The sequence below is a fragment of the Streptomyces sp. NPDC002446 genome, from assembly GCF_053595675.1.
The window spans coordinates 43359-65833 of sequence record NZ_JBSFYC010000017.1 but is presented as its reverse complement, the minus strand read 5'-3'; the positions used below and the strand labels follow the sequence as shown (position 1 = coordinate 65833).

At 72.3% G+C, this 22475-nt stretch carries 23 protein-coding genes; 19 read left to right on the top strand and 4 right to left on the bottom strand.

The genetic code is table 11. From position 1 onward, the window contains the following. The first annotated feature begins 1 nt into the window (after nt 1). Nucleotides 2-796 (top strand): ABC transporter ATP-binding protein, encoded by a 795-nt coding sequence (locus ACWD6P_RS12930; protein WP_451444105.1) that lies wholly within the window; start codon nt 2-4, stop codon nt 794-796. Between the two features lie 16 nt (nt 797-812). Further along, nucleotides 813-3539 carry a fumarate reductase/succinate dehydrogenase flavoprotein subunit gene (locus ACWD6P_RS12925; RefSeq protein WP_451444104.1) on the top strand — a complete coding sequence of 909 codons (2727 nt, stop codon included), beginning with the start codon at nt 813-815 and terminating at the stop codon, nt 3537-3539. Between the two features lie 36 nt (nt 3540-3575). Here the strand turns inward: ACWD6P_RS12925 and ACWD6P_RS12920 are convergent, their stop codons facing one another. After that, a complete protein-coding gene (locus ACWD6P_RS12920; protein WP_451444103.1) occupies nt 3576-4463 on the bottom strand; it encodes a DUF4190 domain-containing protein in 888 nt (295 codons plus the stop codon). A gap of 206 nt (nt 4464-4669) precedes the next feature. Here ACWD6P_RS12920 and ACWD6P_RS12915 point away from each other — a divergent pair, with 206 nt between their 5' ends. The 7 genes from ACWD6P_RS12915 (at nt 4670) to ACWD6P_RS12885 (ending at nt 10226) form a co-directional block, all read left to right on the top strand. Next, nucleotides 4670-5344, top strand: a complete 675-nt coding sequence (locus ACWD6P_RS12915) for a DUF7019 family protein (protein ID WP_451444102.1) — start codon at nt 4670-4672, stop codon at nt 5342-5344. Next, on the top strand, nt 5334-6806 hold the full coding sequence (locus ACWD6P_RS12910) for a protein kinase domain-containing protein (RefSeq protein ID WP_451444101.1): 1473 nt from the start codon (nt 5334-5336) through the stop codon (nt 6804-6806). Before ACWD6P_RS12915 ends, ACWD6P_RS12910 begins: the two co-directional genes overlap by 11 nt. Nucleotides 6807-6816: 10 nt before the next feature. Then, nucleotides 6817-7239, top strand: coding sequence for a YjbQ family protein (locus ACWD6P_RS12905; RefSeq protein WP_451444100.1), 423 nt, complete (start codon nt 6817-6819; stop codon nt 7237-7239). A 174-nt stretch (nt 7240-7413) separates the two neighbouring features. Continuing rightward, on the top strand, nt 7414-8061 hold the full coding sequence (locus ACWD6P_RS12900) for an AAA family ATPase (RefSeq protein ID WP_451444151.1): 648 nt from the start codon (nt 7414-7416) through the stop codon (nt 8059-8061). Continuing rightward, nucleotides 8058-8306: a hypothetical protein gene (locus ACWD6P_RS12895; RefSeq protein ID WP_451444099.1), complete on the top strand. Its 249-nt coding sequence runs from the start codon at nt 8058-8060 to the stop codon at nt 8304-8306. Before ACWD6P_RS12900 ends, ACWD6P_RS12895 begins: the two co-directional genes overlap by 4 nt. A gap of 723 nt (nt 8307-9029) precedes the next feature. Next, complete coding sequence (locus ACWD6P_RS12890; RefSeq protein WP_451444098.1) at nt 9030-9767, top strand: hypothetical protein; 738 nt, start codon at nt 9030-9032, stop codon at nt 9765-9767. A gap of 138 nt (nt 9768-9905) precedes the next feature. Further along, nucleotides 9906-10226 (top strand): hypothetical protein, encoded by a 321-nt coding sequence (locus ACWD6P_RS12885; protein WP_451444097.1) that lies wholly within the window; start codon nt 9906-9908, stop codon nt 10224-10226. Here the strand turns inward: ACWD6P_RS12885 and ACWD6P_RS12880 are convergent. Continuing rightward, complete coding sequence (locus ACWD6P_RS12880) at nt 10223-10375, bottom strand: hypothetical protein (protein WP_451444096.1); 153 nt, start codon at nt 10373-10375, stop codon at nt 10223-10225. The two genes, ACWD6P_RS12885 and ACWD6P_RS12880, sit on opposite strands and share 4 nt — an antisense overlap. Before the next feature lie 521 nt (nt 10376-10896). On the opposite strand from ACWD6P_RS12880, the gene ACWD6P_RS12875 reads away from it, so the two are divergent. The 5 genes from ACWD6P_RS12875 (at nt 10897) to ACWD6P_RS12855 (ending at nt 14623) form a co-directional block, all read left to right on the top strand. Further along, a complete protein-coding gene (locus ACWD6P_RS12875) occupies nt 10897-11307 on the top strand; it encodes a hypothetical protein (protein WP_451444095.1) in 411 nt (136 codons plus the stop codon). Nucleotides 11308-11487: 180 nt separating this feature from the next. Further along, on the top strand, nt 11488-11718 hold the full coding sequence (locus ACWD6P_RS12870; RefSeq protein WP_451444094.1) for a hypothetical protein: 231 nt from the start codon (nt 11488-11490) through the stop codon (nt 11716-11718). Nucleotides 11719-11869: 151 nt separating this feature from the next. Continuing rightward, nucleotides 11870-11956, top strand: a complete 87-nt coding sequence (locus tag ACWD6P_RS12865; RefSeq protein ID WP_451444150.1) for a putative leader peptide — start codon at nt 11870-11872, stop codon at nt 11954-11956. A gap of 196 nt (nt 11957-12152) precedes the next feature. Then, nucleotides 12153-13358, top strand: coding sequence for an LLM class flavin-dependent oxidoreductase (locus ACWD6P_RS12860; RefSeq protein WP_451444093.1), 1206 nt, complete (start codon nt 12153-12155; stop codon nt 13356-13358). A 101-nt stretch (nt 13359-13459) separates the two neighbouring features. Further along, nucleotides 13460-14623, top strand: a complete 1164-nt coding sequence (locus tag ACWD6P_RS12855) for an NAD(P)-binding domain-containing protein (RefSeq protein ID WP_451444092.1) — start codon at nt 13460-13462, stop codon at nt 14621-14623. A gap of 448 nt (nt 14624-15071) precedes the next feature. On the opposite strand, the gene ACWD6P_RS12850 is transcribed toward ACWD6P_RS12855, so the two are convergent. Then, nucleotides 15072-16388 carry an MFS transporter gene (locus ACWD6P_RS12850; RefSeq protein ID WP_451444149.1) on the bottom strand — a complete coding sequence of 439 codons (1317 nt, stop codon included), beginning with the start codon at nt 16386-16388 and terminating at the stop codon, nt 15072-15074. Between the two features lie 134 nt (nt 16389-16522). Here ACWD6P_RS12850 and ACWD6P_RS12845 point away from each other — a divergent pair, with 134 nt between their 5' ends. The 5 genes from ACWD6P_RS12845 (at nt 16523) to ACWD6P_RS12825 (ending at nt 21794) form a co-directional block, all read left to right on the top strand. Continuing rightward, entirely contained in the window at nt 16523-17275 is a 753-nt protein-coding gene (locus ACWD6P_RS12845; RefSeq protein ID WP_451444091.1) for a (Fe-S)-binding protein, read from the top strand. Further along, a complete protein-coding gene (locus tag ACWD6P_RS12840) occupies nt 17272-18771 on the top strand; it encodes a lactate utilization protein B (RefSeq protein ID WP_451444090.1) in 1500 nt (499 codons plus the stop codon). Before ACWD6P_RS12845 ends, ACWD6P_RS12840 begins: the two co-directional genes overlap by 4 nt. Next, nucleotides 18768-19457 (top strand): LutC/YkgG family protein, encoded by a 690-nt coding sequence (locus ACWD6P_RS12835; RefSeq protein ID WP_451444089.1) that lies wholly within the window; start codon nt 18768-18770, stop codon nt 19455-19457. The genes ACWD6P_RS12840 and ACWD6P_RS12835 overlap by 4 nt, the downstream gene beginning before the upstream one ends. 134 nt (nt 19458-19591) lie before the next feature. After that, on the top strand, nt 19592-20983 hold the full coding sequence (locus tag ACWD6P_RS12830; protein WP_451444088.1) for a hypothetical protein: 1392 nt from the start codon (nt 19592-19594) through the stop codon (nt 20981-20983). Nucleotides 20984-21047: 64 nt separating this feature from the next. Further along, nucleotides 21048-21794 carry a hypothetical protein gene (locus tag ACWD6P_RS12825; RefSeq protein WP_451444087.1) on the top strand — a complete coding sequence of 249 codons (747 nt, stop codon included), beginning with the start codon at nt 21048-21050 and terminating at the stop codon, nt 21792-21794. On the opposite strand, the gene ACWD6P_RS12820 is transcribed toward ACWD6P_RS12825, so the two are convergent. Next, entirely contained in the window at nt 21691-22278 is a 588-nt protein-coding gene (locus ACWD6P_RS12820) for an NUDIX domain-containing protein (protein WP_451444086.1), read from the bottom strand. The two genes, ACWD6P_RS12825 and ACWD6P_RS12820, sit on opposite strands and share 104 nt — an antisense overlap. Nucleotides 22279-22475: the final 197 nt, after the last annotated feature.

Below are 22475 nucleotides of genomic sequence, written 5' to 3'. Positions count from 1 at the left end.
GGTGAGCGGAAGTACGAGTACCAGCGGCCCGGCGGTGACGCCGGACACCCAGGCACCCCCGGCCGGCGTACGGCTGGGACTGGCCGGCGCCACCCTCGGCCGGCCGGGCGCGGTCGTGCTGCGGAACGTCTCGTTGGGCGTCTCCCCCGGTGAACTGCTCACCGTCGTCGGCCCGTCCGGCTGCGGCAAGTCGACCCTGCTGCGCACCCTGGCCGGGCTGCTGCCGCCACTGGCGGGCGAGGTCGCCCAGGACGGCGTGCCGCTGGACGGCCCGTCCGGCGACCGGGCGCTGGTCTTCCAGGACGACGCCCTGCTGCCCTGGCGCAGCCTCCGCCGCAATGTCGAACTCCCCCTGGCCGTAAGGGGCGTACCCCGCGCCGAGCGCCGGGTGAGAGCCGGTCTGTGGCTGGCGCGGGTGGGGCTGGCGAGCCTGGGTGAGGCGCTGCCGCACCGGGTCTCCGGCGGCCAGCGGCAGCGTGCCCAGCTCGCCCGGGCGCTGGCCGGGGCGCCCCGGGCGGTGCTGATGGACGAGCCGTTCGGCGCGCTGGACGCGCAGACCCGGGCCGGGATGCAGCAGTTGCTGGTGGACGCGCTGACCGCCACCCGCGCCACCGTCGTCTTCGTCACCCACGACGTGGACGAGGCCCTCTTCCTGGGCGACCGGGTCGCGCTGCTCAGCGGCGACGACAGCGGACCACAGCTCTACGACATCCCGCACCCACGGAAGCGCGCGGCACACGACGACCCCGCCACCGTGGCGCTGCGCCGCGAGATCCTCGCCTCCCTCGGCGGCTGACAACCCTGGAGTGTTCATGGACATCCCCTCCCCGCGCGACGCCGAGGAGTTCGACTGCGACGTACTGGTGATCGGCGGCGGCACCGCCGGGACGATGGCCGCGCTCACCGCGGCGGAGCGCGGCGCCGACGTACTGCTGCTGGAGAAGGCGCACGTACGGCACTCGGGCGCGCTCGCGATGGGCATGGACGGCGTCAACAACGCGGTCATCCCCGGCCGCGCCGAACCCGACGACTACGTCGCCGAGATCACCCGCGCCAACGACGGCATCGTCGACCAGTCCACCGTCCGGCAGACCGCGACCCGGGGCCATGACATGGTGCGGCGGCTGGAGTCGTACGGCGTGAAGTTCGAGAAGGACGAGCACGGCGCGTACGCGGTCCGCCAGGTCCACCGCTCCGGCTCGTACGTCCTGCCCATGCCGGAGGGCAAGGACGTCAAGAAGGTGCTGTACCGGCAGCTGCGGCGGCGCGAGATGCGCGAACGCATCCGGATCGAGAACCGGGTGATGCCGGTCCGGGTGCTCACCTCCGGTGGACGGGCGGTCGGCGCGGCCGGCTTCCACACCCGCACCGGCCGTTTCGTCACCGTACGGGCCGGGGCCGTGATCCTCGCGACCGGCGCCTGCGGCCGCCTCGGCCTGCCCGCCTCCGGGTACCTCTACGGCACCTACGAGAACCCCACCAACGCGGGCGACGGCTACGCCATGGCCTACCACGCGGGCGCCGAACTCACCGGCATCGAATGCTTCCAGATCAACCCGCTCATCAAGGACTACAACGGCCCGGCCTGCGCCTACGTCGCCAACCCCTTCGGCGGCTACCAGGTCAACCGGCACGGTGAGCGGTTCGTCGACTCCGACTACTGGTCGGGCCAGATGATGGCCGAGTTCGCGGCGGAGACCGCCTCCCCCCGCGGGCCGGTCTACCTGAAGGTCAGTCATCTGCCCGAGGAGACCGTCTCCGCGCTGGAGTCGATCCTGCACACCACGGAACGCCCCACCCGCGGCACGTTCCACGCGGGCCGCGGGCACGACTACCGCACCCACGACGTGGAGATGCACATCTCCGAGATCGGCCTGTGCGGCGGCCACTCGGCCTCCGGCGTCCGCGTCGACGACCGGGCCCGGACGACCGTGCCGGGGCTGTACGCGGCGGGCGATCTGGCCTGCGTACCGCACAACTACATGATCGGGGCGTTCGTCTTCGGCGACCTGGCGGGCGCCGACGCCGCCAGCCTGGAGCGCTACACCGGCGAACTCCCGCCGGACCAGTTGGCCGACGCGCACGAGCTGATCTACCGCCCGCTGCGGCACCCCGACGGCCCGCCGCAGCCGCAGGTCGAGTACAAGCTGCGGCGCTTCGTCAACGACTATGTCGCACCGCCCAAGAGCGGTGCCCGGCTCTCCCTCGCGCTCGGCGCCTTCGCCCGGATGGAACAGGAGATCGCGGGCATGGGCGCCCGTACCCCGCACGAGCTGATGCGGTGCGCCGAGGTGAGCTTCATCCGCGACTGCGCGGAGATGGCCGCCCGTTCCTCCCTCGCCCGCACCGAGTCCCGCTGGGGCCTCTACCACGAGCGCACCGACCACCCGCACCGGGACGACACCCGCTGGCTGCACCATCTCGACCTGCGCAAGTCGCCCTCGGGAACGATGGAGTTCACCGCCCGGCCGGTGGCGCCGTACCTGGTGCCGGTCGAGGGGTTCGAGCCGCACGGCGGCCCGTCGCGGCGGATCGGGGAGGTGACACCCGAGAAGGTGGCCACGGCGGGCAGCGGCGAAGCGGTCCCGTCCGCGGCCACGCCGGACCGGCCGGCCGGCGCGCACGACGCGGCCGCCACACCCGCGGCGGCCGGCCCGGCCCCCTCGCCCCGGCTCCTCCACGTCCTGGCCCTCGCCGAGGAGCACCCCGGGCTCGACGCGCTGCGGCCCTACCTCACCGACCCCGACCCCGCGGTCCGCCGCGCCGCCGTCGCCGCGCTCACCGAGAGCGCACCGCCGGGCGCCGGACCCGTACTGGCCGGACTCCTCGCCGACGACGACGGCTCCGTACGGGCCTTTGCCGCCGCCTCCCTGCGCGAGCTGGTGGAGGTGCTTCCCCCTGACGACGCCCTGCGGGACGCGCTGCTGTCCGCCCTGGCCCTGCCCGACCCGCGGGCCCGCGCGGCCGCGCTGGAAGTGCTGCGGGTGCTGCGGCTGGGCGGGGCCGGGAGTTACGAGCCGGCGCTGGCCGACCCCGACACGGCGGTGCGGCTGCAGGCCGTCCGGGCGCTCACCTCGGCCGGCGCGGTGGACGCCCTGGAGCACGGCATCGGCGATCCGGCCCGCGAGGTGCGGGTGGCGATCGCCGAGGCCCTCGGCTCGGTCGGCGGCGCTGCGGCACTCGCACCGCTATTGACCGACCCCGACCCGCTCGTACGGGCCGCCGCCCTGACCGCCCTCGCCCCGGCCGGGTGCCCGCCCCCCTACGACGAGATCGCCGCCGACCGCCTCACCGACCCGCTCTGGCAGGTCCGCAAGGCGGCCGCCACCGCGCTGTCCGCCGCCGCCCCGCACCGCGCCGTGGCGGCCCTGCGGCAGGCCCTCGCCGATCCGCACGCCGATGTCCGCAGGGCGGCCGTGCTCGCCCTCCTCGCGCACACGGACGCGGACCCCGTCGCCGGCGAGGCTCTGGCGACGGTCACCGACGACCCGGACGCCGACGTACGCGCCTACGCCCGGCGGGCCGGCACCACACAGTAGGCCCGCGTCGCCGCTCGGCCGGGGTGACCTGCTGCGTCAGGAGTTGGGACCGCTCCAGTACGCGTCGTCCCAACGCATCGCGTCCGGGCTGAACTCGACCTCGATCCGGTCGGCGGCATCGGGCGGCAGGGAGAAGGCGTACTTGCCCACGGCTTTCCTGCCGGGCAGGACATAGCCGGTGATGACCTTCTGCCGCCCGCTGCCGTCGATCACCAGCTCCGTCGACGCGCCGTCGGCGTCGTTGACGCTGGGCAGCCCGGTCTCGACGGAGACCCGCTTGCTGCCGGTGTTGACCACGGTGACCGTGACCTGGACGGCCTTGTTGCCCTTGGCGTGGCCGTGGGCGAACGCGTCCGGGGTGAACGGCTCCGGCTTGGCGACCGTGACCTTCAGACCGTTGCCGAAGGTGTACGCCTTGCCGAACGTCAGATGCCGGGCCTTCTCGGCGGCGGCCGCCGACTCCTTGGCCGCCTTGTTCCTCGCACGGGCATCGTCGGTGATCTGCCTGGCCTTCGCGCGGGCGTCGTCGACCGCGCCCTTGACCATCACCACGGTGAACACCGCACTGCCCGCGGCCAGCAGCAGACCGGCGATGCCCAGGATGACGCCGCTGAGCGCCATGGCCCTGTTGGTGGCCCGGCCGTTGCGTACCTGGCTCAGCCCGATGCCGCCGAAGATCACGGCCAGCAGGGCCGGCAGCCAGGACAGCCAGAACAGGAAGATGAGCAGGCCGAGGACGACGCCGACGAGACCGAGTACCAGGCCGGTGATGCTCATGCCGTTGCTGGGCTGCGGGGCCCAGACCGGGGGCGGGTACGGCGCCGGGTTCGCGGCACCCTCAGTGGACGGCGGGGCCCACGGGTCGCGGTCCGGCGTCGGCGATTCCCCGGACGCGGTGCCGCCGGGAGAGACGGGCGTGGTCATGCAGAATCCTTCAGCCAGGTCACTCGGTGAATTTTCCGACCATACCAGGCGCTTTACATATTCATTACTTCCGGTGGCGGCCACCGCACCCGGCGGCCCGACCCTCCGGACCCCCTGCTGCCCGCGCTGAGCGGCGACCGGCACAACTCCCGTACCCCACCCGCCTCCTGGGGCCACGGGTACGCTGAGCGAGGGAAGGGGGACACGTGGCGTTCCGTTACTACCTCTACGTCAGTGACACCAAGGTCGACATGCTCCTCGCGCAGCTCGACCCCGGGTTCGACCGCAAGAGCTCCACGGAGTGGGGTGTCCAGCTGCCGCCGTTCAGCGCCCGGCGCACGGTCGAGCGGGCGCCGGTGCGCAGGTTCGAGCGGCTCGACCATGTGGTGCGCCATCTGGACGACTTCGGCGATGTGGGCACGGTCGACGAGCCCGGCGCGTTCTTCCGGGGCCACCTCGCCATGCAGTGGGGGCACCTGCCGTCCGGGGAGTCCGGGAGCGGCCACTCCGGCGTCTTCTTCACCGGCCGCACCGAGCGGACGACGGTCGGACTCGGCGGCTCCGGCGTCCATGTCGTGGGCGCGGGAGGGGCGGGCGCCGCGGAGCAGAGCGTGGCCTTGGCGGGGTCGGTGCTGCCGGCCGTCCTGGCCGGGCTCGCCGCCGAGGGCGACGGCGACGCGAACGGGCCCCTCGGGGAGGCAGGCGGGGAGGAGGCCGCGCTGGCCACCGTCCGGCAGGCGTGCGCGGCGCTGCGCGGCCCGGCCCAGACGGTGGAGTTCCTGGCGAAACGGCTGATCTCGGGCCCGAGCCCGTACCCCGAACTCGACGGCGGCCGCGGGGTGTTGCTGGGCAGTCCGCTGTATGTCGCCCTTGTCGACTGAGACCCCGTCGGCCTCGGCGGGACCGGCGCCCGCCCCGGTGACCGTCGCCGTGTACGCGCCCCCGGACGCCCGCGCCGACGCCGACGCCCCGGACGTTCATGTCTTCACGGAGCCGGCCGCCTGCCTGGTGGGCCGCGGCGCCGACTGCGACATCAGGATCGACGCGGCCGACCGCCGGGTCTCCCGCCGGCATCTGCTGCTCGACATCGCCCCGCCCCAGGTGCGGCTGCGCGACCTCGGCAGCCGCAACGGCACCTACGTCAACGGGCGGCGGCTCGTGGGCGATCCACCCGTCCGGGAGCTGGCGGACGGCGACGACATCCGGATAGGCGACACCCGCCTTCGGGTCGCCCTTCCCGCGGCCCCGGAACGGGAGCGGGCCCGCTACCCCGGCCACCGGCTGCTGCACGAGCTGGGCCGGGGCGGCCACGGCGTCGTCCATCTGGCCCGCCACGAGGCCAGCGGCGACCTGGTCGCGCTCAAGACACTGCTCACCCACGACGACCTGGACGAGGGCGCGCACCAGGGCTTCCTCCGGGAGCTCGGCTGCCTGGGCGCGCTGCACCACCGCAACATCGTCCGCTTCCGCGAGCAGGGCACGGCCACCCACCGCACGGGCGGCCGGTCACCCTTCTTCACCAGCGAGTACTGCACCGGCGGCAGCATCGCCGACCTGGTGGCCCGCAGCGGCGGCCGGCTGCCCGCGGACCGGGCCGTGAACCTCACCCTGCAGACCCTCGACGGCCTCGCCCACGCCCACGCCGCAACGCTCCCGGCCCTGCGCGCCGACGGCCGCACCGTGACGGCGACGGGCCTGGTCCACCGCGACATCACCCCCAGGAACCTCCTGCTCACCTCTGACGGCCCGTCCGGCCCCATCGCCCCCCATGCCTCCCCACCCACCGTGAAGATCGCCGACTTCGGCCTCGCCAAGGCGCTCGACACCGCAGGACTCTCCGGGCACACCCGCACCGGGGCGATGGGCGGCAGCATCGCGTTCATGCCCCGCAGCCAGGTGATCGACTTCAAGTACGCGGGCCCAGAGGTGGACCTGTGGGCGACGACGGCATGCCTCTACTGGATGCTCACCGGCGAGCCCCCGCGCACCTTCCTTCCGGGGACGGACCCCCTCGCCACCGTCCTCCGCGAGCCGCCCGTCCCCCTCCTCGACCGCACCCCCGACCTGCCGGCCCCGCTCGCCGACCTGATCGACAGGGTCCTGGCGGAACCGGCGGACGGCACGGCCCCGGCCCACACGGCACACGAACTGGCCGAAGCCCTCCGGGAGCGACATCCGGTCCAGACCAGCGACATCCGTGCCGCCCGTGCCGTCCATACCGTCCATGCCGTCCGTGCCATCCATGCCGTCCATGCCGTCGTTCCGGGTGAGCAGCAGGGCACGGACCCGACACCCCCTCCCCCTCCTCCTCCCCCTGTCCACGGGGAGGGGCCCCAGGCGTGAAGATGGCCCCATGGCCAACAGCTTCACCACCCAGACCATCCACGTGACCACCGGCTCCAGCGAGACCGTCCACGACCTGACCGACGCCTGCGCATCGTTTCTCCGCAAGGCAGCCCATGGCCGGGACGGGCTCCTCAACGTCTTCACCCCCCACGCAACGGCGGGCCTGGCCGTCATCGAGACCGGCGCCGGCAGCGACGAGGACCTTCTCGCGGCGCTCCACGACCTCCTCCCGGCCGACGACCGCTGGCGGCATCGACACGGCTCCCCGGGGCACGGCCGGGACCATGTCCTCCCCGCCATCGTTCCGCCCCACGCGACCCTCCCGGTGATCGGCGGAACACTGGAACTGGGCACGTGGCAGTCCGTCGTCCTGGTGGACACCAATATCGATAACGTCAACCGCCAGGTTCGGTTGAGCTTCCTGGGCTAGCGGGCGCACGTCCAAGGGGGCGTGGCGTCGCCCTTCAGACTTGAAAGAGCAACCGGTGGTGCACACGGTGGCCGGCCGCGACCACAACCGGGTATCCGACATTTCTCACTGCTTGCGGGTGAACCACGAGGCCACGCCCTCGTGCCGACCGAAATTGGGCGATCGCGCCCGTTAATGTCACTTCTCGTGCCCTTGAGCTGTGCGTTTGTGAATCTCAAGCCCGGCGTCGGAAAGACGACGAGTGCTGTGTGGCTGGCCCACGCGCTTCATGAGTGGGGTATGTCGCCCCTGCTGGTCGACGGTGATCCGGCCGCTTCCGCGCTGCGCTGGAGCGAGCTGGCCAGCGGCTTTCCGTTTCCGGTGATCGCCCTGCCGGTGGGGGACGTCCACCGTCGCGTGAACGACTTCCTCGGCAACCGGCAGGCCGTCGTGCTCGATGCGCCCCAGCTGGAGGACCATCCCCGCATCGCCCGCAGCATCATGAGGTACGCCGGCGAGTGGATCGTGCCCGTGACCCCCGCCCCCATCGAACTGGACCGGATGGCACCCATCCGTGGCGAGATGGCGGACGTGCAGTCCCTGCGAGCCGAGCCGGCCCGCTCGGCGGTCCTGCTCAATCGCACCAACCGTCCCGATGCCACGCGCACCGGGCCCGATGCCGACGCTCGCGAGGCACTCACCGAGCGGGGTTTCGAGGTGCTGGCCACCCAGATCGCGCGGCTCGACCTGTACGCCCAGTCATTCGGGAACCCGGTCCAGGCCAAGGGCTCGGCGTACATGGACTTCGCGGAGGAACTGATCAAGCGTCAGGATGAGACATGAGCCAGCGCAAAGACAACTACCGCGCGGCATTGCAGCGCGGGCAGGACGCCTCCGCCCCCCGGCCCACCAAGGTCACCACGCTTCAGAGCAGATACATCCGGGTGACCCTCGAGGTGGATCCCGACCTCCAAGACGATCTGGCGCGATGGGTGGGACGACCGATCTCCTCGGTAGTGCTCGCCGGCACGGGCGTCCTGCGCACCCTGGCCGCCACCGTGGGCAGGGTGTCGCGGCCCGGAGACTAGGTTGGTTCGCCCCGCATTGCATGCGTTGGTGACGCGCTGCCGATTGCCGCGCGGGGCCGTCGGGCAATAGCCCCGGCGGGGATCGGGTCCGGGGCCTGCCGCCCCGACCTGGTCGGGCGCCGTACCAGCCCCTTGACGCCCTCCAGACCCGGCTGAGCTGCTGGACCGGCACCTGCACCTGCACCACCTGTCATCGCGGCTGCTGACGCCAGGACCTGCGATGTAGGCCACTGCCCGGTTGGCCTTCAACCGGTAGATCAGCCGCTCGTCCTCGTTCCTGCCGACATAGCGCGCCGCCTCGAAGCCGGTGGGTCATGGGTCTGCCGCCATTACTGCCACTGCGCAGGTGTGCCTGAGGCCGGTCGGCGTCCCCTCTCCAATCGACCAGGCCGCGCCACGAAGGGACGCGTTCTCGCTGTCGACCAACCGGGCAAGCCGGGGGTCGGCAGGGCGTAGTGCCGCACCAGGGGCGCATCGGTACAGCTCGGGCCTGGCGAGGGGGCGGGGTGGGCCGGACATCGCCGCGCCAGTAGGGTGCCGCCACTTGGGGGCCGGGGGCAGCGACCGGAGGAAACGGACATCCGCATGGACTACTGCGTTGGATGCGGGAGCTATCTCGATAGGGCTGAGGTGTGCCCGACGTGTGGCCATGCCCACGGTGGCGTAGCCACCGGGTACCCCCCGTCACGGCCGCACCCCCTCTACCGGAGCGGCGTCCCGCCGATGCCCGAGCCGCCGGTCTACGAGCACACGGGAACGCACGGGTACGACGGGGGCCTCGAGGCCCCGCACACCTACCAGTACCAGCAGACGCAGGCGTACGAGCCCCTGGAGTCGTACCGGACAGGTCCCTTCCCCGAACAGGGCGGCGAGCCCGACGTCCCCGGCCTGGCCGCTGGAGACTTCGACCCCGGCACGCCCACCGGCTTCGACGCGGCTGCGGCCGCCGGTCGCGGTGACGGCGACGAGGCGTACGCCTCCCACCAAACGTCGGCGACGCGCCGCCGCGGCAAGGGCCCGCGCCGGGCACGACGCCGCAAGGGCGGCAAGACCAAGCTGGCCCTCGGCGTCGCGGGTGGGGTCGTACTGGTCGGCGTCCTCGCGACAGGCCTGTCGGGGGAACTGCTGCCCACTGGTCCGACACTCGGAGGGCATACGGAGTCGCAGGCGTCACCCACGCCCGTCGACGCGTCCGCCACCGCGCAGCCAGCACCAGGCCGGACCGCGGCAGAGCCGACTGGCCCGTCGCACGCCGCGAAGCCTTCGTCATCGGCATCGGACGTCGCCGTCTCCCACTCCGCGGTTCCCGCATCCGCGACCACGGCACCGCCCGTCGCCACCCGACCTGCTGCCAAGGAACCGCCCCAGCCAAAGCCGTCACCCACGAACGCGGGGTCGCCCCCGACACCCGCACCACGCCCCACACGGCCGCGGACCTGCTTCCTCTTCTGGTGCCCCTAGGCGATCGATGCCGAGGGGACTGGAGCCGGAACCGGGATTCTTCGCCGTCCGCGCCTCCTGCCCGAACGTGGGTGGCGTCGAAGCCGTTGCCGCCCGCGGCGATACCGAGGGGCCCACACGCCGGAGACGTCGTCCAGCGTGATCAGCTCCTTGGCGAGCGTCACCGGAAGCCGGAAGTTCGGCGAGCCAGACAAGATCACGCTGACCGGCTTCACCCCCGTGCAGAACACAGTGCACGGTCCCCTGGGCGCCTTTGCCTACCAGCTGGGCGCGCAGAGGGGAGGGGCCGGCGGACATGCGCCACGTCGACTTATCCGCGTCGAGCAGTTCGTCGTATTCATGGAGCCAGCCACCGCGGATCCGGAACGCGGCGTGCCCGTCGCACGAGACCATGCGGAACGGCTCGGCGTCGCGAACGGCCTGCCACTGGCTGTCCGCGAACAGGGCGCCAGGAGCTAGATCTCCCGGCGGTGCTGCGAGGAGGTGGGGGCGTCGAGGTTCTGGATGATCAGGCGCCATCGGGTCGCGGGGCCGACGTAGACCTCGTGGCAGCCCGTCAATTCGCGCTGCAGGACCGCCCCGCGTCTTTTCGCACTCGCAAGACCCACGCATCGAGCGCCGTTGTGGTGCAGGCCGCTTCCGGCACGCATATCACCATGCATGCCGGTTCCGGTCGATGGGTGCTGGAAGCCCTTCCGTGCAAGGCGATTGAGCGGGCGAGTTGTGCAGCGGCTTCTGGTGGGGGGCTGCTCACCGGTCGCTTCCTCCCGCCACCAATCCAAAAGCGGGAAATACCTCGCGGTCGGTTCGTTGTCGTCTCGTTGCCGTTTCGTGGCTCTAGATGACGCAACCGTGATGAGTTACATAAGGGTGATAGCGCCGTACACCCTTTTTGCGTCATTAGTGGTTGATTAAACCGGTTGAGAAAGGTGCACCATCTACCTACGGTCGCGTTGGCTCGACCGACCGCCGGACCGCAGACCTCAACTTCCGGGATGCGTCGGAGGGGCACGGGATCGGGGCTCCTGTTCCGTCTCTGGAAAGTTCCGTAACCCCTGTTGCCCGTGCCTTCCCGATTTCATGAGGCCACGCCTCACAGAGCTCCGGCCACTGAAGGAGAACTCCCCGCATGAGACGAATTCTGCCAATTCCCTTTCTGGCTGCCGCCGTTCTGCTCGCCGGATGCAGCTTTGAGAACGATGCGCACCATGACCGCAAGGTGAGCCCAACGGGCCCTCCGGTCATCACCTCAACCCCATCGAAGGCCGCCGCGGAACTGGCCGACCGCTACCGAAAGGAGGGAGGAGACACCAACGTTTCCGGCATCAGCTACGCGAAGAATCGCAAGGGCGTACTCGTGTTGACCGTATGGACGCACAAGAAGACTACCTACGCGAATTTCGACAAATTCGCCACCAATTTGGCGCCCTTCCTCACCCGGGAAGGCGTACAGCTCAATCAGGGCTACGTCCTCAACGTGTACGGCTCTGACGGAACCCGTCTACATAATTATGACACCACTCCGGAACACAATCCTTGATACTTGCAGAGGCCGAGAACTGGGGAGGTGCCAGCAGTTGGTTTGCCGGACACCAACCGGGACAACCCCCGACGACAGGTCCGGTTGTCCTTCTGGGGTAGCCCGGCCGCAGACCTCGGCCCGTCCGCTGCTCCCCTCATCCGCGTGGCGGCGGACAACGGGCGCGCATACCTTCACCCCATGGACTTCCACATCACCGCGCAGGAGGAAGCGCTCGTTCTGCACGTGGCGGCGCTCCATCGGGCGGGGCGCCGCCCCACGGACGACGACCTGGCGGACGAGCTGGGCGACGAGGTCCGGGGGCTGCTCCAGTCCCTCCTCGCCAAGGGCTGGCTGGTCGTCGGTGACGGGCGAGAGGTGGCCTTGTCGACGATCGCGCGGTATGCGGTGGCCGGCCGGAGGGACGCCTGAGGGCGGCGCTGTCCGGGGCCCGCGTCGGACCCCGCCGGCGGGGCCGCGGGTGGAGGTTGCCCGCAATGCCGAAGCCACGCTGCAGTAATAAAGGTCCAGTTGGCGAGACGAGGATTGCCCCGTCCCGGAGGGCGCCGCTACGTTCGGCGACATGCGCCTCTCAGTCCTGCTCACCACGCGCGGTCATATCGACCTGCTGCGGGTGTCGTCTGCCGCGTGTCGTCGCGGCGCGTGCTGACTGATTCTTCATCTCCTTTTCTTCATCTTCTCTCTCGCGCGCCGTTGAACGGGCGTACGGGCCTTCCGATGCCGTGCCGTTGAGATGTGTTCGGCTGTCCCCCGGTCGCGCTCGGGGGAGTTCGCCGACCCCCGTCGCAACGGGGAGCTTCCGCCGTCGATGACGGCGCCGCGTATCTACGGAAAGGCCGAGTGAGATGTCCGTACACCTGCATTGGTTTCTGCCGACCGGCGGCGACGGGCGGACGCTCGTCGACCGGCACGCCTATACGGACGGGGGGATCCGGCGCGACCGCATCACGCCGGTGAGCGGGGTGCGGGCCCCGGACGTCGAGTATCTGGCCCAGATCGCCAAGGCCGCGGAGCAGCTGGGGTTCGAGGCGGTGCTCACGCCGACCGGCACGTGGTGCGAGGACGCCTGGCTGACGACGGTCGCGCTCACCCAGGTCACGGAGCGGCTGAAGTTCCTGGTCGCGTTCCGGCCGGGGGTGATCTCGCCGGTGCTGGCCGCGCAGATGGCCGCGACCTTTCAGCGGATCTCGCGCGGGCGGCTGCTGCTGAACGTGGTCACCGGCGGTGACTCGACCGAGCAGAAGCGGTTCGGCGATCATCTCGACCATGATCGCCGCTATGCCCGTACGGATGAGTTCCTGCAGGTCGTACGGGGTGTCTGGGGCGGTGAGCCGTTCGACTTCCAGGGGGAGCACTACCAGGTCCAGGGCGGTCTGACGGCGCTGCCCCCGGACCCGCTGCCGCAGATCTTCTTCGGGGGGTCGTCGGCGGCGGCCGGGCCGGTCGCCGCCCGGAACGTGGATGTGTATCTGACGTGGGGCGAGCCGCCCGGGCAGGTGAAGGAGAAGGCCGACTGGATCCGGGGGCTGGCGGAGAAGGAGGGGCGAACGGTCCGGTTCGGGATCCGGCTGCACACCATCTCTCGGGACTCGTCGAAGGAGGCATGGGCGACCGCCGGGCGGCTGCTGGACGATCTGGACCCGGAGACGGTCGCGGCCGCCCAACAGGCCCTGGGCAGGAGCGAGTCGGTGGGTCAGCAGCGGATGCTCGCGCTGCACGGCGGCTCGCGCGACAAGCTGGAGATCTCGCCCAATCTGTGGGCGGGGGTGGGGCTGGTACGCGGTGGCGCGGGTACGGCGCTGGTCGGCAGCCATGCCGAGGTCGCCGACCGGATCGAGGAGTACCACTCCCTGGGCATCGAGCACTTCGTGCTCTCCGGGTATCCGCACCTGGAGGAGGCGTACTGGTTCGGCGAGGGCGTACGGCCGGAGCTCGCCGCCCGCGGGCTGCTGGACGCCGGGCCGTCTCCGCTGGCGGGCGTACCGGCCGCCAACGGCCGGCCGGCGTCCGCACCGGGCGGCGCGCCGCTGCTGGTCACCGGCGGCCGGTGAGCGGAGCCGCGGGGCGCTGACCGGAGCGGGGGGAGGGGCGGTGGGAGAGGGGTGGTGGGAGGGGCGGGAAGAGATCGACGCCTTCCCTGGTTGGTAGAAGCATGAACTACTCCGGGGTGCGAGCGGTCGAGGTCGTGGTGATCGGGGCCGGGCAGGCGGGGCTGGCCGCCGCCTTCCATCTGCGGCAGGCGGGGTACGAGCCGGACCGGGATTTCGTGGTGCTCGATCACTCTCCGCGGCCCGGTGGTGCCTGGCAGTTCCGCTGGCCGACACTGACCTACGACAAGGTGCACGGCATGCATGCGCTGCCGGGCATGGAGCTGACCGGCGCCGATCCCCGGCGGCCGTCGTCCGAGGTGATCGGCGCGTACTTCGGCAGTTACGAGCAGACCTTCGGGCTGCGGGTGCACCGGCCGGTGAGTGTGCTCGCGGTGCGCGAGGCCGCCGGGGGTCCCCTCGGGACGGAGCCGGTCGCGGCCCCTGGGGAAGGGCGGCTGCTGGTCGAGACGTCGGAGGGACCGTACGCGGCGCGGGCGCTGATCAATGCGACCGGGACGTGGGACCGGCCCTTCTGGCCGCGGTTTCCCGGGCAGGAGACGTTCGGCGGGCGGCAGCTGCACAGTGCGCAGTACGCCGGGCCGGAGGAGTTCCGCGGCGCTCGGGTCGTGGTGGTGGGGGGCGGGACCTCGGCCGTACAGCAGTTGCTGGAGATCGCCCCGGTGGCGGCGGCCACGACCTGGGTGACGCGTCGGCCGCCGGTCTTCCGCGAGGGCCCGTTCGGCGAGGCCGAGGGCCGGGCCGCGGTCGCCCTCGTCGAGGAGCGGGTCAGGCAGGGGCTGCCGCCGCGCAGCGTGGTGAGCGTGACCGGGCTGCCGATGACCGACGCGATCCGGCGGGCCCGCGAGAGCGGCGTACTGGAGCGGCTGCCGCTCTTCGAGCGGATCACGCCCACCGGTGTCGTCTGGCCGGACGGGCGGAGGGTCGACGCCGACGTGATGCTGTACGGGACCGGGTTCCGCGCCGCCATCGACCACCTCGCCCCGCTGAAGCTGCGCGAGCCGGGCGGCGGCATACGGATGGCGGGCACCCGTGCACTGCGCGACGCACGGGTGCACCTGGTGGGTTACGGGCCGTCGGCGAGCACCATCGGCGCCAACCGTGCGGGCCGGGCCGCGGTACGGGACATCCGCCGACTGCTGGCGCGGGAGCCGGAGCGGGAGCGGGAGGCGGAGCCGGAGCGGGAGGCGGTGGCGGTTGCCGGGTGAACCGGGCGGTCCGGTGTGCGTGGGGGCGCCGGGAGCGGCGCGCGTCCCGCAGCCGTGCCTCACTCGTGCGCGGCGGCGCAACGCCCAACCGTCAGTTCGGTTTTCGCGCGTTTACACGAACGAAAACGAACACTGGAACGACTGTTCACTGGAAAGCGTGATCGATACCGGAGGGGCTTCCCTGGGCACTCCGTGCCAGGTGATGCTTACGGGGCGCAAGCGACGGGCTGCAGACCGTCACGGCGCCTCCGGTCGACTCCCTTGCTGGGCCGGAGAGTTGGTCCCACATCGCATGACTTCTCAAGGAGCACAAGCCAGATGAACGACATCCTCACCAGCGTGATCGCCGGCATCGTCCACGTCCTCGGTTGGCTGGTCTGACGGATCGCAGCACCCAAGCGCCGCCCCTCCCCGTCCCGGGAGGGGCGGCGCTCCGCGTGTCCGCCGGCTACTTCTCCAGCTTCTGCCGGGAGGTCTCGGGCAGCGTCAGATAGACGACGAAGGACACCAGGCACAGCACCGCCACGTACCAGGGGAAGAGGCCGGGGCGGCCCGCCTGTGCGAACCAGGTACCGACGTAAGGGGCCGTGCCGCCGAAGAGGGCGACGGTCAGGGAGTACGGAAAGCCGATGCCGGCGGCGCGGACCCGCGCGGGGAACAGCTCGGCGTTCACGGCCGCGGCGACCGAGGTGTATCCGGTGAGCAGCACCATGCCCGCGCACTGCACCAGCAGCAGCGAGGCGAACGCGTCGGTGACGAGCTGCAGCAGCGGTACCGCAAGGACGGCGAAGCCCAGGGAGAAGCCGAGCAGCAGCGGTTTGCGGCCGATGCGGTCCGAGAGCAGCCCGCCGAGCGGCTGGAGCAGTGCGAAGAAGACGAGCGAGAGGGTGCCGGCGGTCAGCGCGTCGCCCTTGTCGAAGCCCGCGTTGACCTGCGCGTAGGTAGGGAGGTAGGTCGTCCAGGTGTAGTACGCGAGGGTGCCGCCGACGGTGATGCCGCAGATCCGCAGGGACTGACGGGGGTGGCGGCGGAGCGCCTCGAAGAGGCCGGGGCGCTCGGACGCGCGCGGCTCGGCGGCGGGGGCCTGGGTCAGGGTCTCGTGTGCGCCGCGCCGGATCCACAGGCCCAGCAGGCTCAGCAGCGCACCGATGAGGAACGGCACCCGCCAGCCCCACTGGCCCATCTGACGTTCGGTCAGCAGCGTGGCGAGCAGCGCCGCGGTCCCGGAGGCCAGCAGCTGGCCGAGGGTCGTGGACACGTACTGGAAGCTGGAGAAGAGCCCGCGCCTGCCGGGCCCGGCCGATTCGACGAGGAAGGTCGTCGAGGCCGCGAACTCGCCGCCGACCGACAGTCCCTGCACGAGACGGGCGACGACCAGCACAAGGGGAGCCAGCACTCCGGTGGCCGCATAGGTGGGGGTGAGGGCGACCAGCAGGCTGCCGCCGCCCATCAGCAGGATGGTGAGGGTCAGTGCGGCCCGCCGGCCCCGCCGGTCGGCGACCGCGCCCATCAGCAGCCCGCCGACCGGCCGCATGAAGAAGCCGACCGCGAAGACGGCGAAGGTGGACAGCAGCGGCACCAGCGAGTTGCCGGCGCCCCGGGGGAAGACCTGCTCGGCGAAGTAGACCGCGAGGAAGGAGTACGCGTACCAGTCGTACCACTCGACGGCGTTGCCGATGGAGGCGGCGGCCAGCTGCCGTGGCCGCGACGGCGGGCGGGCGCCCTCGGGCGTCCGGTCCTCGGCTATGAACTCGGCACTCGACATGGTCCTCCGATCCCGGTTCTGCTCCCGGTTCTTCTCCTGGGCCTGCCGCTGGGGCAGGATGAGCCGACAGGTGATCATGTACCGCGGAAGCGGATGGCCGCCAGGGGCCAGGGCGGCCGAAAGGAGATGGCAACGTGCGTGTAGCACTGTTCGTCACCTGCATCAACGACCTGCTCCGGCCCCGGACCGGCCAGGCGGTGGTGACACTGCTGGAGCGGCTGGGGGTGACGGTCGACTTCCCCGCCGAGCAGAGCTGCTGTGGCCAGCCGCAGTTCAACACCGGCTACCGGCACGCGACCGAGCCGCTGGTGCGCCGCTTCGACCGGGCGTTCCGGGACTACGACTATGTCGTCACCCCGTCCGGTTCGTGCGCGGCCATGGTGCGGGACAACTACCCGCGGATCGGGGCCAAGGCGGCCGCCGAGGGGCGCGGCCGGGAGCTGGCCGAGGCGGCGGCGCTCGCGGTGCCCAAGACGTACGAGCTGACGGAGTTCCTGGTGGATGTGCTCAAGGTGGAGGACGTCGGCGCCTATTACCCGCACACCGTCACCTATCACCCCACCTGCCACGGTCTGCGGATGCTGGGGCTGGGCGACCGGCCGCGGCGGCTGCTCGCCCAGGTCAGGGGCCTGGAACTGCGGGAGCTGCCGGGCGCCGAGGAGTGCTGCGGCTTCGGCGGCACGTTCGCGGTGAAGAACCCGGCCGTCTCGGCGGCGATGGGCGCGGACAAGGTCCGTCATGTCGTCGGCACCGGCGCCGAGGCGGTCTGTACCGTCGACAACTCCTGTCTGCTGCACATCGGCGGCACCCTCGCCCGGCAGGGCTCACCGGTCCGCCCGGTCCATATCGCCGAGATCCTGGCCAGTACGGAAGGGGGCCTGCGGTGAGCGGCACCTATCTGGGCATGCCGGCTTTCCCCCGGGCCGCGGCGGCCGCCACCCGCGACGCACGGCTGCGCGCCAATCTCACCCATGCCACCCGCACCATCCGCGACAAGCGGGCGAAGGCGGTGGCCGAGCTGGACGACTGGGCGCAGCTGCGGGCCGCGGGCGCCGCGGTGAAGGACCGTACGCTGCGCCGTCTCGACCACTATCTGGAGCAGCTGGAGGCCGCGGTCACGGCGGCGGGCGGCCAGGTCCACTGGGCGGCCGACGCCGAGGAGGCCAACCGGATCGTCACCGCGCTGGTGCGGGAGACCGGTGAGCGCGACGTGGTCAAGGTCAAGTCGATGGCGACGCAGGAGATCGGGCTGAACGAGGCGCTGGCAAAGGCCGGTATCCGTGCGTACGAGACGGATCTGGCCGAGCTCATCGTGCAGCTCGGTGACGATCTGCCGTCGCACATCCTGGTCCCGGCGATCCACCGCAACCGCACCGAGATCCGTGACATCTTCCGGCGGGAGATGGGCCGTTGGGGCCGTCCGGCGCCCGAGGGGCTGTCCGACTCCCCCGCCGAGCTGGCGGAGGCGGCACGGCTGCATCTGCGGGAGAAGTTCCTGTCCGCGAAGGTCGGTGTCTCCGGCGCCAACTTCATGGTGGCCGAGACCGGCACGCTGGTGGTCGTGGAGTCCGAGGGCAACGGGCGGATGTGCCTGACCCTGCCCGAGACGCTGATCTCGGTGGTCGGCATCGAGAAGGTGGTGCCGACGTGGCAGGACCTGGAGATCTTCCTCCAGCTGCTGCCGCGCTCGTCCACCGCCGAGCGGATGAACCCGTACACCTCCACCTGGACGGGGACGACGGACGGCGACGGGCCGCGGACCTTCCACCTCGTACTGCTCGACAACGGGCGCAGCGACACCCTCGCCGACACCGTCGGACGGCAGGCGCTGCGCTGTATCCGCTGTTCGGCGTGTCTGAACGTCTGCCCGGTGTACGAGCGGGCCGGCGGGCATGCGTACGGTTCGCCCTACCCGGGGCCGATCGGGGCCATCCTCACCCCCCAACTGCGCGGTATGGCCGATCCGTTGGAGGCATCGTTGCCGTACGCGTCATCGTTGTGCGGGGCCTGCTACGAGGTGTGCCCGGTCGCCATCGACATCCCCGAGGTGCTGGTGCATCTGCGCGAGCGGGTGGCCGAGGGCGGGCCCGTCACCCGGGGCGGCAACCGGACGGTGGTCAAACCGGCCAAGGGGCATGCCGCGGAGCGGGCCGCGATGCGCGCGGCGGCCTGGGCGTTCGACCATCCGGGCGCGCTGCGCCGCGGGATGCGGCTGGCGGCCCGCACCCGCCGGCTCCACCCACGGCGGCTGCCGGGGCCGGGCCGCGCCTGGTCGCAGACCCGTGAGCTGCCGGCGGTACCGGCCGAGTCCTTCCGCGACTGGTGGCAGCGCACCCGGGGGACGGCAGCGGAAGAGTCCGGGCAGCGAGGTGACGTCAAGTGAGCGGCCGTGACGTGGTGTTGGGGCGGGTGCGCCGGGCGCTGGCGGATGTGCCGCGCGGGTCGGGGCCGGACGGGCGGGGCCCCGACGATCCGCCGGTCGTCCGTGACTACCACCGGGTGCACGGGTCCCGTACGACCGAGCAGACCGTCGAACTGCTCGCGGAGAACCTCGCGGACTACCGGGCCATCGTGCACCGCAGCACTCCCGACGCGCTGCCGGAGCTGATCGGCCGGCTGCTGGCGGAGCGCGGGGCGCGGACGGTGGTGGCGCCGCCGGGACTGGATCCGGCATGGCTGGAGGCGTCATTGTCGGCCGACTCCGGCATCGTCCGGGTCGCGGACCGCGCGGAGGGTACGCACCATGAACTGGACGCCGTGGACAGTGTGGTGACGGGCTGTGCGGTGGCCGTCGCGGAGACCGGGACCCTGGTTCTGGACGCCGGTCCTGACCAGGGCAGGCGGCGGATCACGCTGGTGCCCGACCATCACATCTGTGTCGTCCGGGTCCCTGGCCAGGTCGTCGGCTCGGTGCCGGAGGCGCTGCCGAGGCTGGCGCCGCGCCGCCCGCTGACCTGGATCTCCGGGCCGTCCGCCACCAGCGACATCGAACTGGACCGGGTGGAGGGGGTGCACGGGCCGCGGACGCTGGAGGTGGTCTTGCTGACGGGTTCCGGCGGGCCGGGGTGAACGCGGACCGCGGTGGCCGGGCACGGACTGCGACAGGTGTGCGACCCCGTTGTCAGTGGGGATTCCTACACTGATCGGGATGTCCTTCGCACACGCGGTGCGGGGGATGCGCGCCCGGGGGGAGGGGTCAGGCGATGCTCCAGCAGGAGTTACCACCTCAGCGTCCCGGCGCGGCCGGCGGCCCGCCCGCGCCGGAACCCGGGCCGCCGGCCGTCGCAGAGCCGCCCTCCCTTCAGGCGAGGCTGCTGACCTGGCTGGGGCGGCTGGGCGCACCGGCCGCGGCGTTCGGGGTGTTCCAGACGCTGGTGGGCCTGCTGCCGGAGGGCTTCGCGGACGAGACGGCGCGGTACTTCCTCGCGGCGACGGCCGGCGTCGGGGCGGGCGCCGTGGTGTGGCTGGCGGCGGCCCTGTTGCAGGCCCGTGCCGCGGCCGCCGCGAAGGCGCTGCCGCCCGGTCCCGCGGCGCTGTCGGCCGGGTCGCTGCCCGTGCTGATGGACGGCGCGTACGACGCGCTGCGCCGGGGCCTCTCGGCGATCGAGATGCCCGGCCTCGGTCCGCTCACGGGCTGGCCGCACTCCCTCGCGGAGAGCCGTCCGCCGGTGCACCCGACGGCGTTCGGCACGGCGTACGGGCTGCATCTGCTGCTCGACATCGCGCCGTACGACGGCCGCATACGGGCCGGTGAGGTGGCCGAGACGCTCTGGCGCCTGCGGCTTCCCGGGGGCGGGTGGGCGGCCCGCTCGCAGGGCAGCGGGGCGCGTCCCGAGGTGACCGCGATCGTGCTGGGCGCGCTGGCGCGGGCCGGCGCCGATCCGCGGTTGCTGGAGGCCGAAACACACTCCTGCGAGGCGCTGCTGGACCCGGACCACGACGCCTCGGGGCTGGACAACACCTATGTGGTGACCAATGTGCTGCGCGGTCTGCTGCGGGCCTCGCCCGGCTCCCCGGCGCTGGAGCGGCTGCGCGAGGTCCTGGTCAACGGCGCCACGGCCGACCCGGTGCGCGACCACCACCGCTGCTGGGGTGCGGCGCTGGCCGGCGGACTCGGCGATCCGGCGCCGTCCGCGGTGCACACCGCGCGGGCCGTCGTGACGCTGGACCGGGCCGCCCGGGTGCTGGGCGAGGACGCCCGGCAGCGCGCGGTGCGCGAGGAGGGGCTGCGCTGGCTGCTGGCGGGCGCGGCGACGCTGCCGGACGGCGCCGTGGATCTGGACAACTGTCAGGAGGAGGTGCGGCGGCCGGGCCAAGAGGACCCGCTGCATCAGGAGCTGCTGTCGGTACGGCACTTCTCGGCCGCCTGGGTGGCCCGGGCCCTGATGACGGACGGGGCGCGGAGGATCGCCGCGGAGGGGGAGCTGCTGCCGGTGTGGGAGGAGCGGCTGTCCGCGGCCGTGGCGCGGGTGCGGGGGATGCAGCAGGGCGGGGTGTGGCGGTGGGACGACGGGCCCATGGGCCATCCGGTGTGGATGACGTACCAGGGCCTGTCGGTGCTGCGGCGCCATGCACTGATGGTCTACCGGCCGTGAGACGGGCCGGGTGCGGGGAGCGGTTCCGCCGGCGGTCGGCGGACCCGGTGGACGGGAGGCGGACATGCAGGTCGAGGAAGCCCGGCGGCTGCTGACGGAGCGGCTCGGCGGCGGGCCGCGGCCCCCGTCGCCCGAGTCGGCGCGGGCGGTGATCGCCGAGCTGGCGCGGCCCGGCACGCTCGGCCCGCTGGTGCGCCGGTTATCCGCCGGCGAGGGGGACCTCGCGGAGTGCACCCGGCTCTCGTACCGCCATGTGCTGGGCTTCGACAAGCTGTTGCTGCTGCCCGGCGCGCCCCGCTTCATGCTGCGGGTCCATTTCTGGCACGGCGGCACGGGCGCCGCCCCCGAGCACATCCACAACCACCGCTGCGCCATCGCCTCGGCCGTGGTGCGCGGCCGCGTCCGGATGGAGTGCTACGAACCGGCCCCGGACGGCATGCCCGCGGTCGCCTACCGGGAGACGATCGACGGGCCGGGCGGGACGTGGCGGCTGCGGCGGGTCGGGGACGCCCGGCTGCGGCTGCTGCGCACCGAGCGGTACGGCGCCGGGCGGAGCTACGGCCTGGACGCCCGTACGCTGCACCGGGTGGTGAGCGAGCAGCCGACGGTGACGCTGTTCCTGGAGACCGTCCCGCAGCGTGCGGTGACCGATGTCTATGTCAGGAACGGCGCCGGGCCGGGCTCCGCCGCCGTCAGGGCCGGCGCGGTCAGGGCCGGCGCCGGGCGCCCGGATCCACCGCCCAAGACTCCGCTGTCGCCGGCCGTCTATCTTGCCGAACTCGACGCACTGGCGCGCTCTCTGGGCTGCTGAACGGGAGCGGGCCCAGCCCCGCGTACCCGAAGCGGGCCGTCATCGCGCGCAGCCCCGCCGCGTCCAGCCGGCCGCAGAGCGCCTGCCGGATCACGTTCAGGTTGTACGCGTCGACACCGGCCCCGGCCAGCTCGGCCGGCCGTGCCCAGCGGTGGGCCTGGTCGGCGCTGGGCAGCACGACGTCCAGCGTCAGCGGGCGGACGATGAAGTTCTCCTGGTGGTTGCGGACGCGGCGGCCCTGATAGTCGCTCAGGAAGCTGGAGGCGCCGGTGCGCGCGACGATGACGCCGAGGAGTCCGGTCTCCTCCTTGAGCTCCCGCAGGGCCCCGCTCTCGGCGGACTCCCCGCGCTCCAGCTTGCCGCACGGCACGCCCCACGCGCCGGGCAGAAAGCGCTCGCGGTAGCTACGGCGCACGATCAGCACACGGCCGTTGTGCACCACTACCGCCGCGGCCAGAAAGGTGTGGGCTGCGGATTGATTCATCGGACATCTCGCAATCCGAGGGGACGGGCGGCAGGCCCGTGGCGGAGGTCCACCGTACCGGCGATGCCTTGAGGGCGGACCGGTCCCGGCGGGCGGCACGGGGCGAAGTGGCGTGCGAAGGGCTTGCATCCGGCGCACGCGGCGTTCGACGTACGGACGGCGCACGGACGGCGCGCGGCGGGCGGGCGCCAGGGTGA

Bases quoted from the DNA above. Each gene is read 5' to 3' on its own strand.
- ACWD6P_RS12825 (WP_451444087.1), top strand. From the start codon at position 21,048: ATGCAGGTCGAGGAAGCCCGGCGGCTGCTGACGGAGCGGCTCGGCGGC.
- ACWD6P_RS12850 (WP_451444149.1), bottom strand. From the start codon at position 16,388: ATGTCGAGTGCCGAGTTCATAGCCGAGGACCGGACGCCCGAGGGCGCC.
- ACWD6P_RS12900 (WP_451444151.1), top strand. From the start codon at position 7,414: ATGTCACTTCTCGTGCCCTTGAGCTGTGCGTTTGTGAATCTCAAGCCC.
- ACWD6P_RS12920 (WP_451444103.1), bottom strand. From the start codon at position 4,463: ATGACCACGCCCGTCTCTCCCGGCGGCACCGCGTCCGGGGAATCGCCG.
- ACWD6P_RS12820 (WP_451444086.1), bottom strand. From the start codon at position 22,278: ATGAATCAATCCGCAGCCCACACCTTTCTGGCCGCGGCGGTAGTGGTG.
- ACWD6P_RS12865 (WP_451444150.1), top strand. From the start codon at position 11,870: ATGCGCCTCTCAGTCCTGCTCACCACGCGCGGTCATATCGACCTGCTG.
- ACWD6P_RS12860 (WP_451444093.1), top strand. From the start codon at position 12,153: ATGTCCGTACACCTGCATTGGTTTCTGCCGACCGGCGGCGACGGGCGG.
- ACWD6P_RS12875 (WP_451444095.1), top strand. From the start codon at position 10,897: ATGAGACGAATTCTGCCAATTCCCTTTCTGGCTGCCGCCGTTCTGCTC.
- ACWD6P_RS12890 (WP_451444098.1), top strand. From the start codon at position 9,030: ATGCCCGAGCCGCCGGTCTACGAGCACACGGGAACGCACGGGTACGAC.
- ACWD6P_RS12855 (WP_451444092.1), top strand. From the start codon at position 13,460: ATGAACTACTCCGGGGTGCGAGCGGTCGAGGTCGTGGTGATCGGGGCC.
- ACWD6P_RS12925 (WP_451444104.1), top strand. From the start codon at position 813: ATGGACATCCCCTCCCCGCGCGACGCCGAGGAGTTCGACTGCGACGTA.
- ACWD6P_RS12830 (WP_451444088.1), top strand. From the start codon at position 19,592: ATGCTCCAGCAGGAGTTACCACCTCAGCGTCCCGGCGCGGCCGGCGGC.
- ACWD6P_RS12895 (WP_451444099.1), top strand. From the start codon at position 8,058: ATGAGCCAGCGCAAAGACAACTACCGCGCGGCATTGCAGCGCGGGCAG.
- ACWD6P_RS12870 (WP_451444094.1), top strand. From the start codon at position 11,488: ATGGACTTCCACATCACCGCGCAGGAGGAAGCGCTCGTTCTGCACGTG.
- ACWD6P_RS12905 (WP_451444100.1), top strand. From the start codon at position 6,817: ATGGCCAACAGCTTCACCACCCAGACCATCCACGTGACCACCGGCTCC.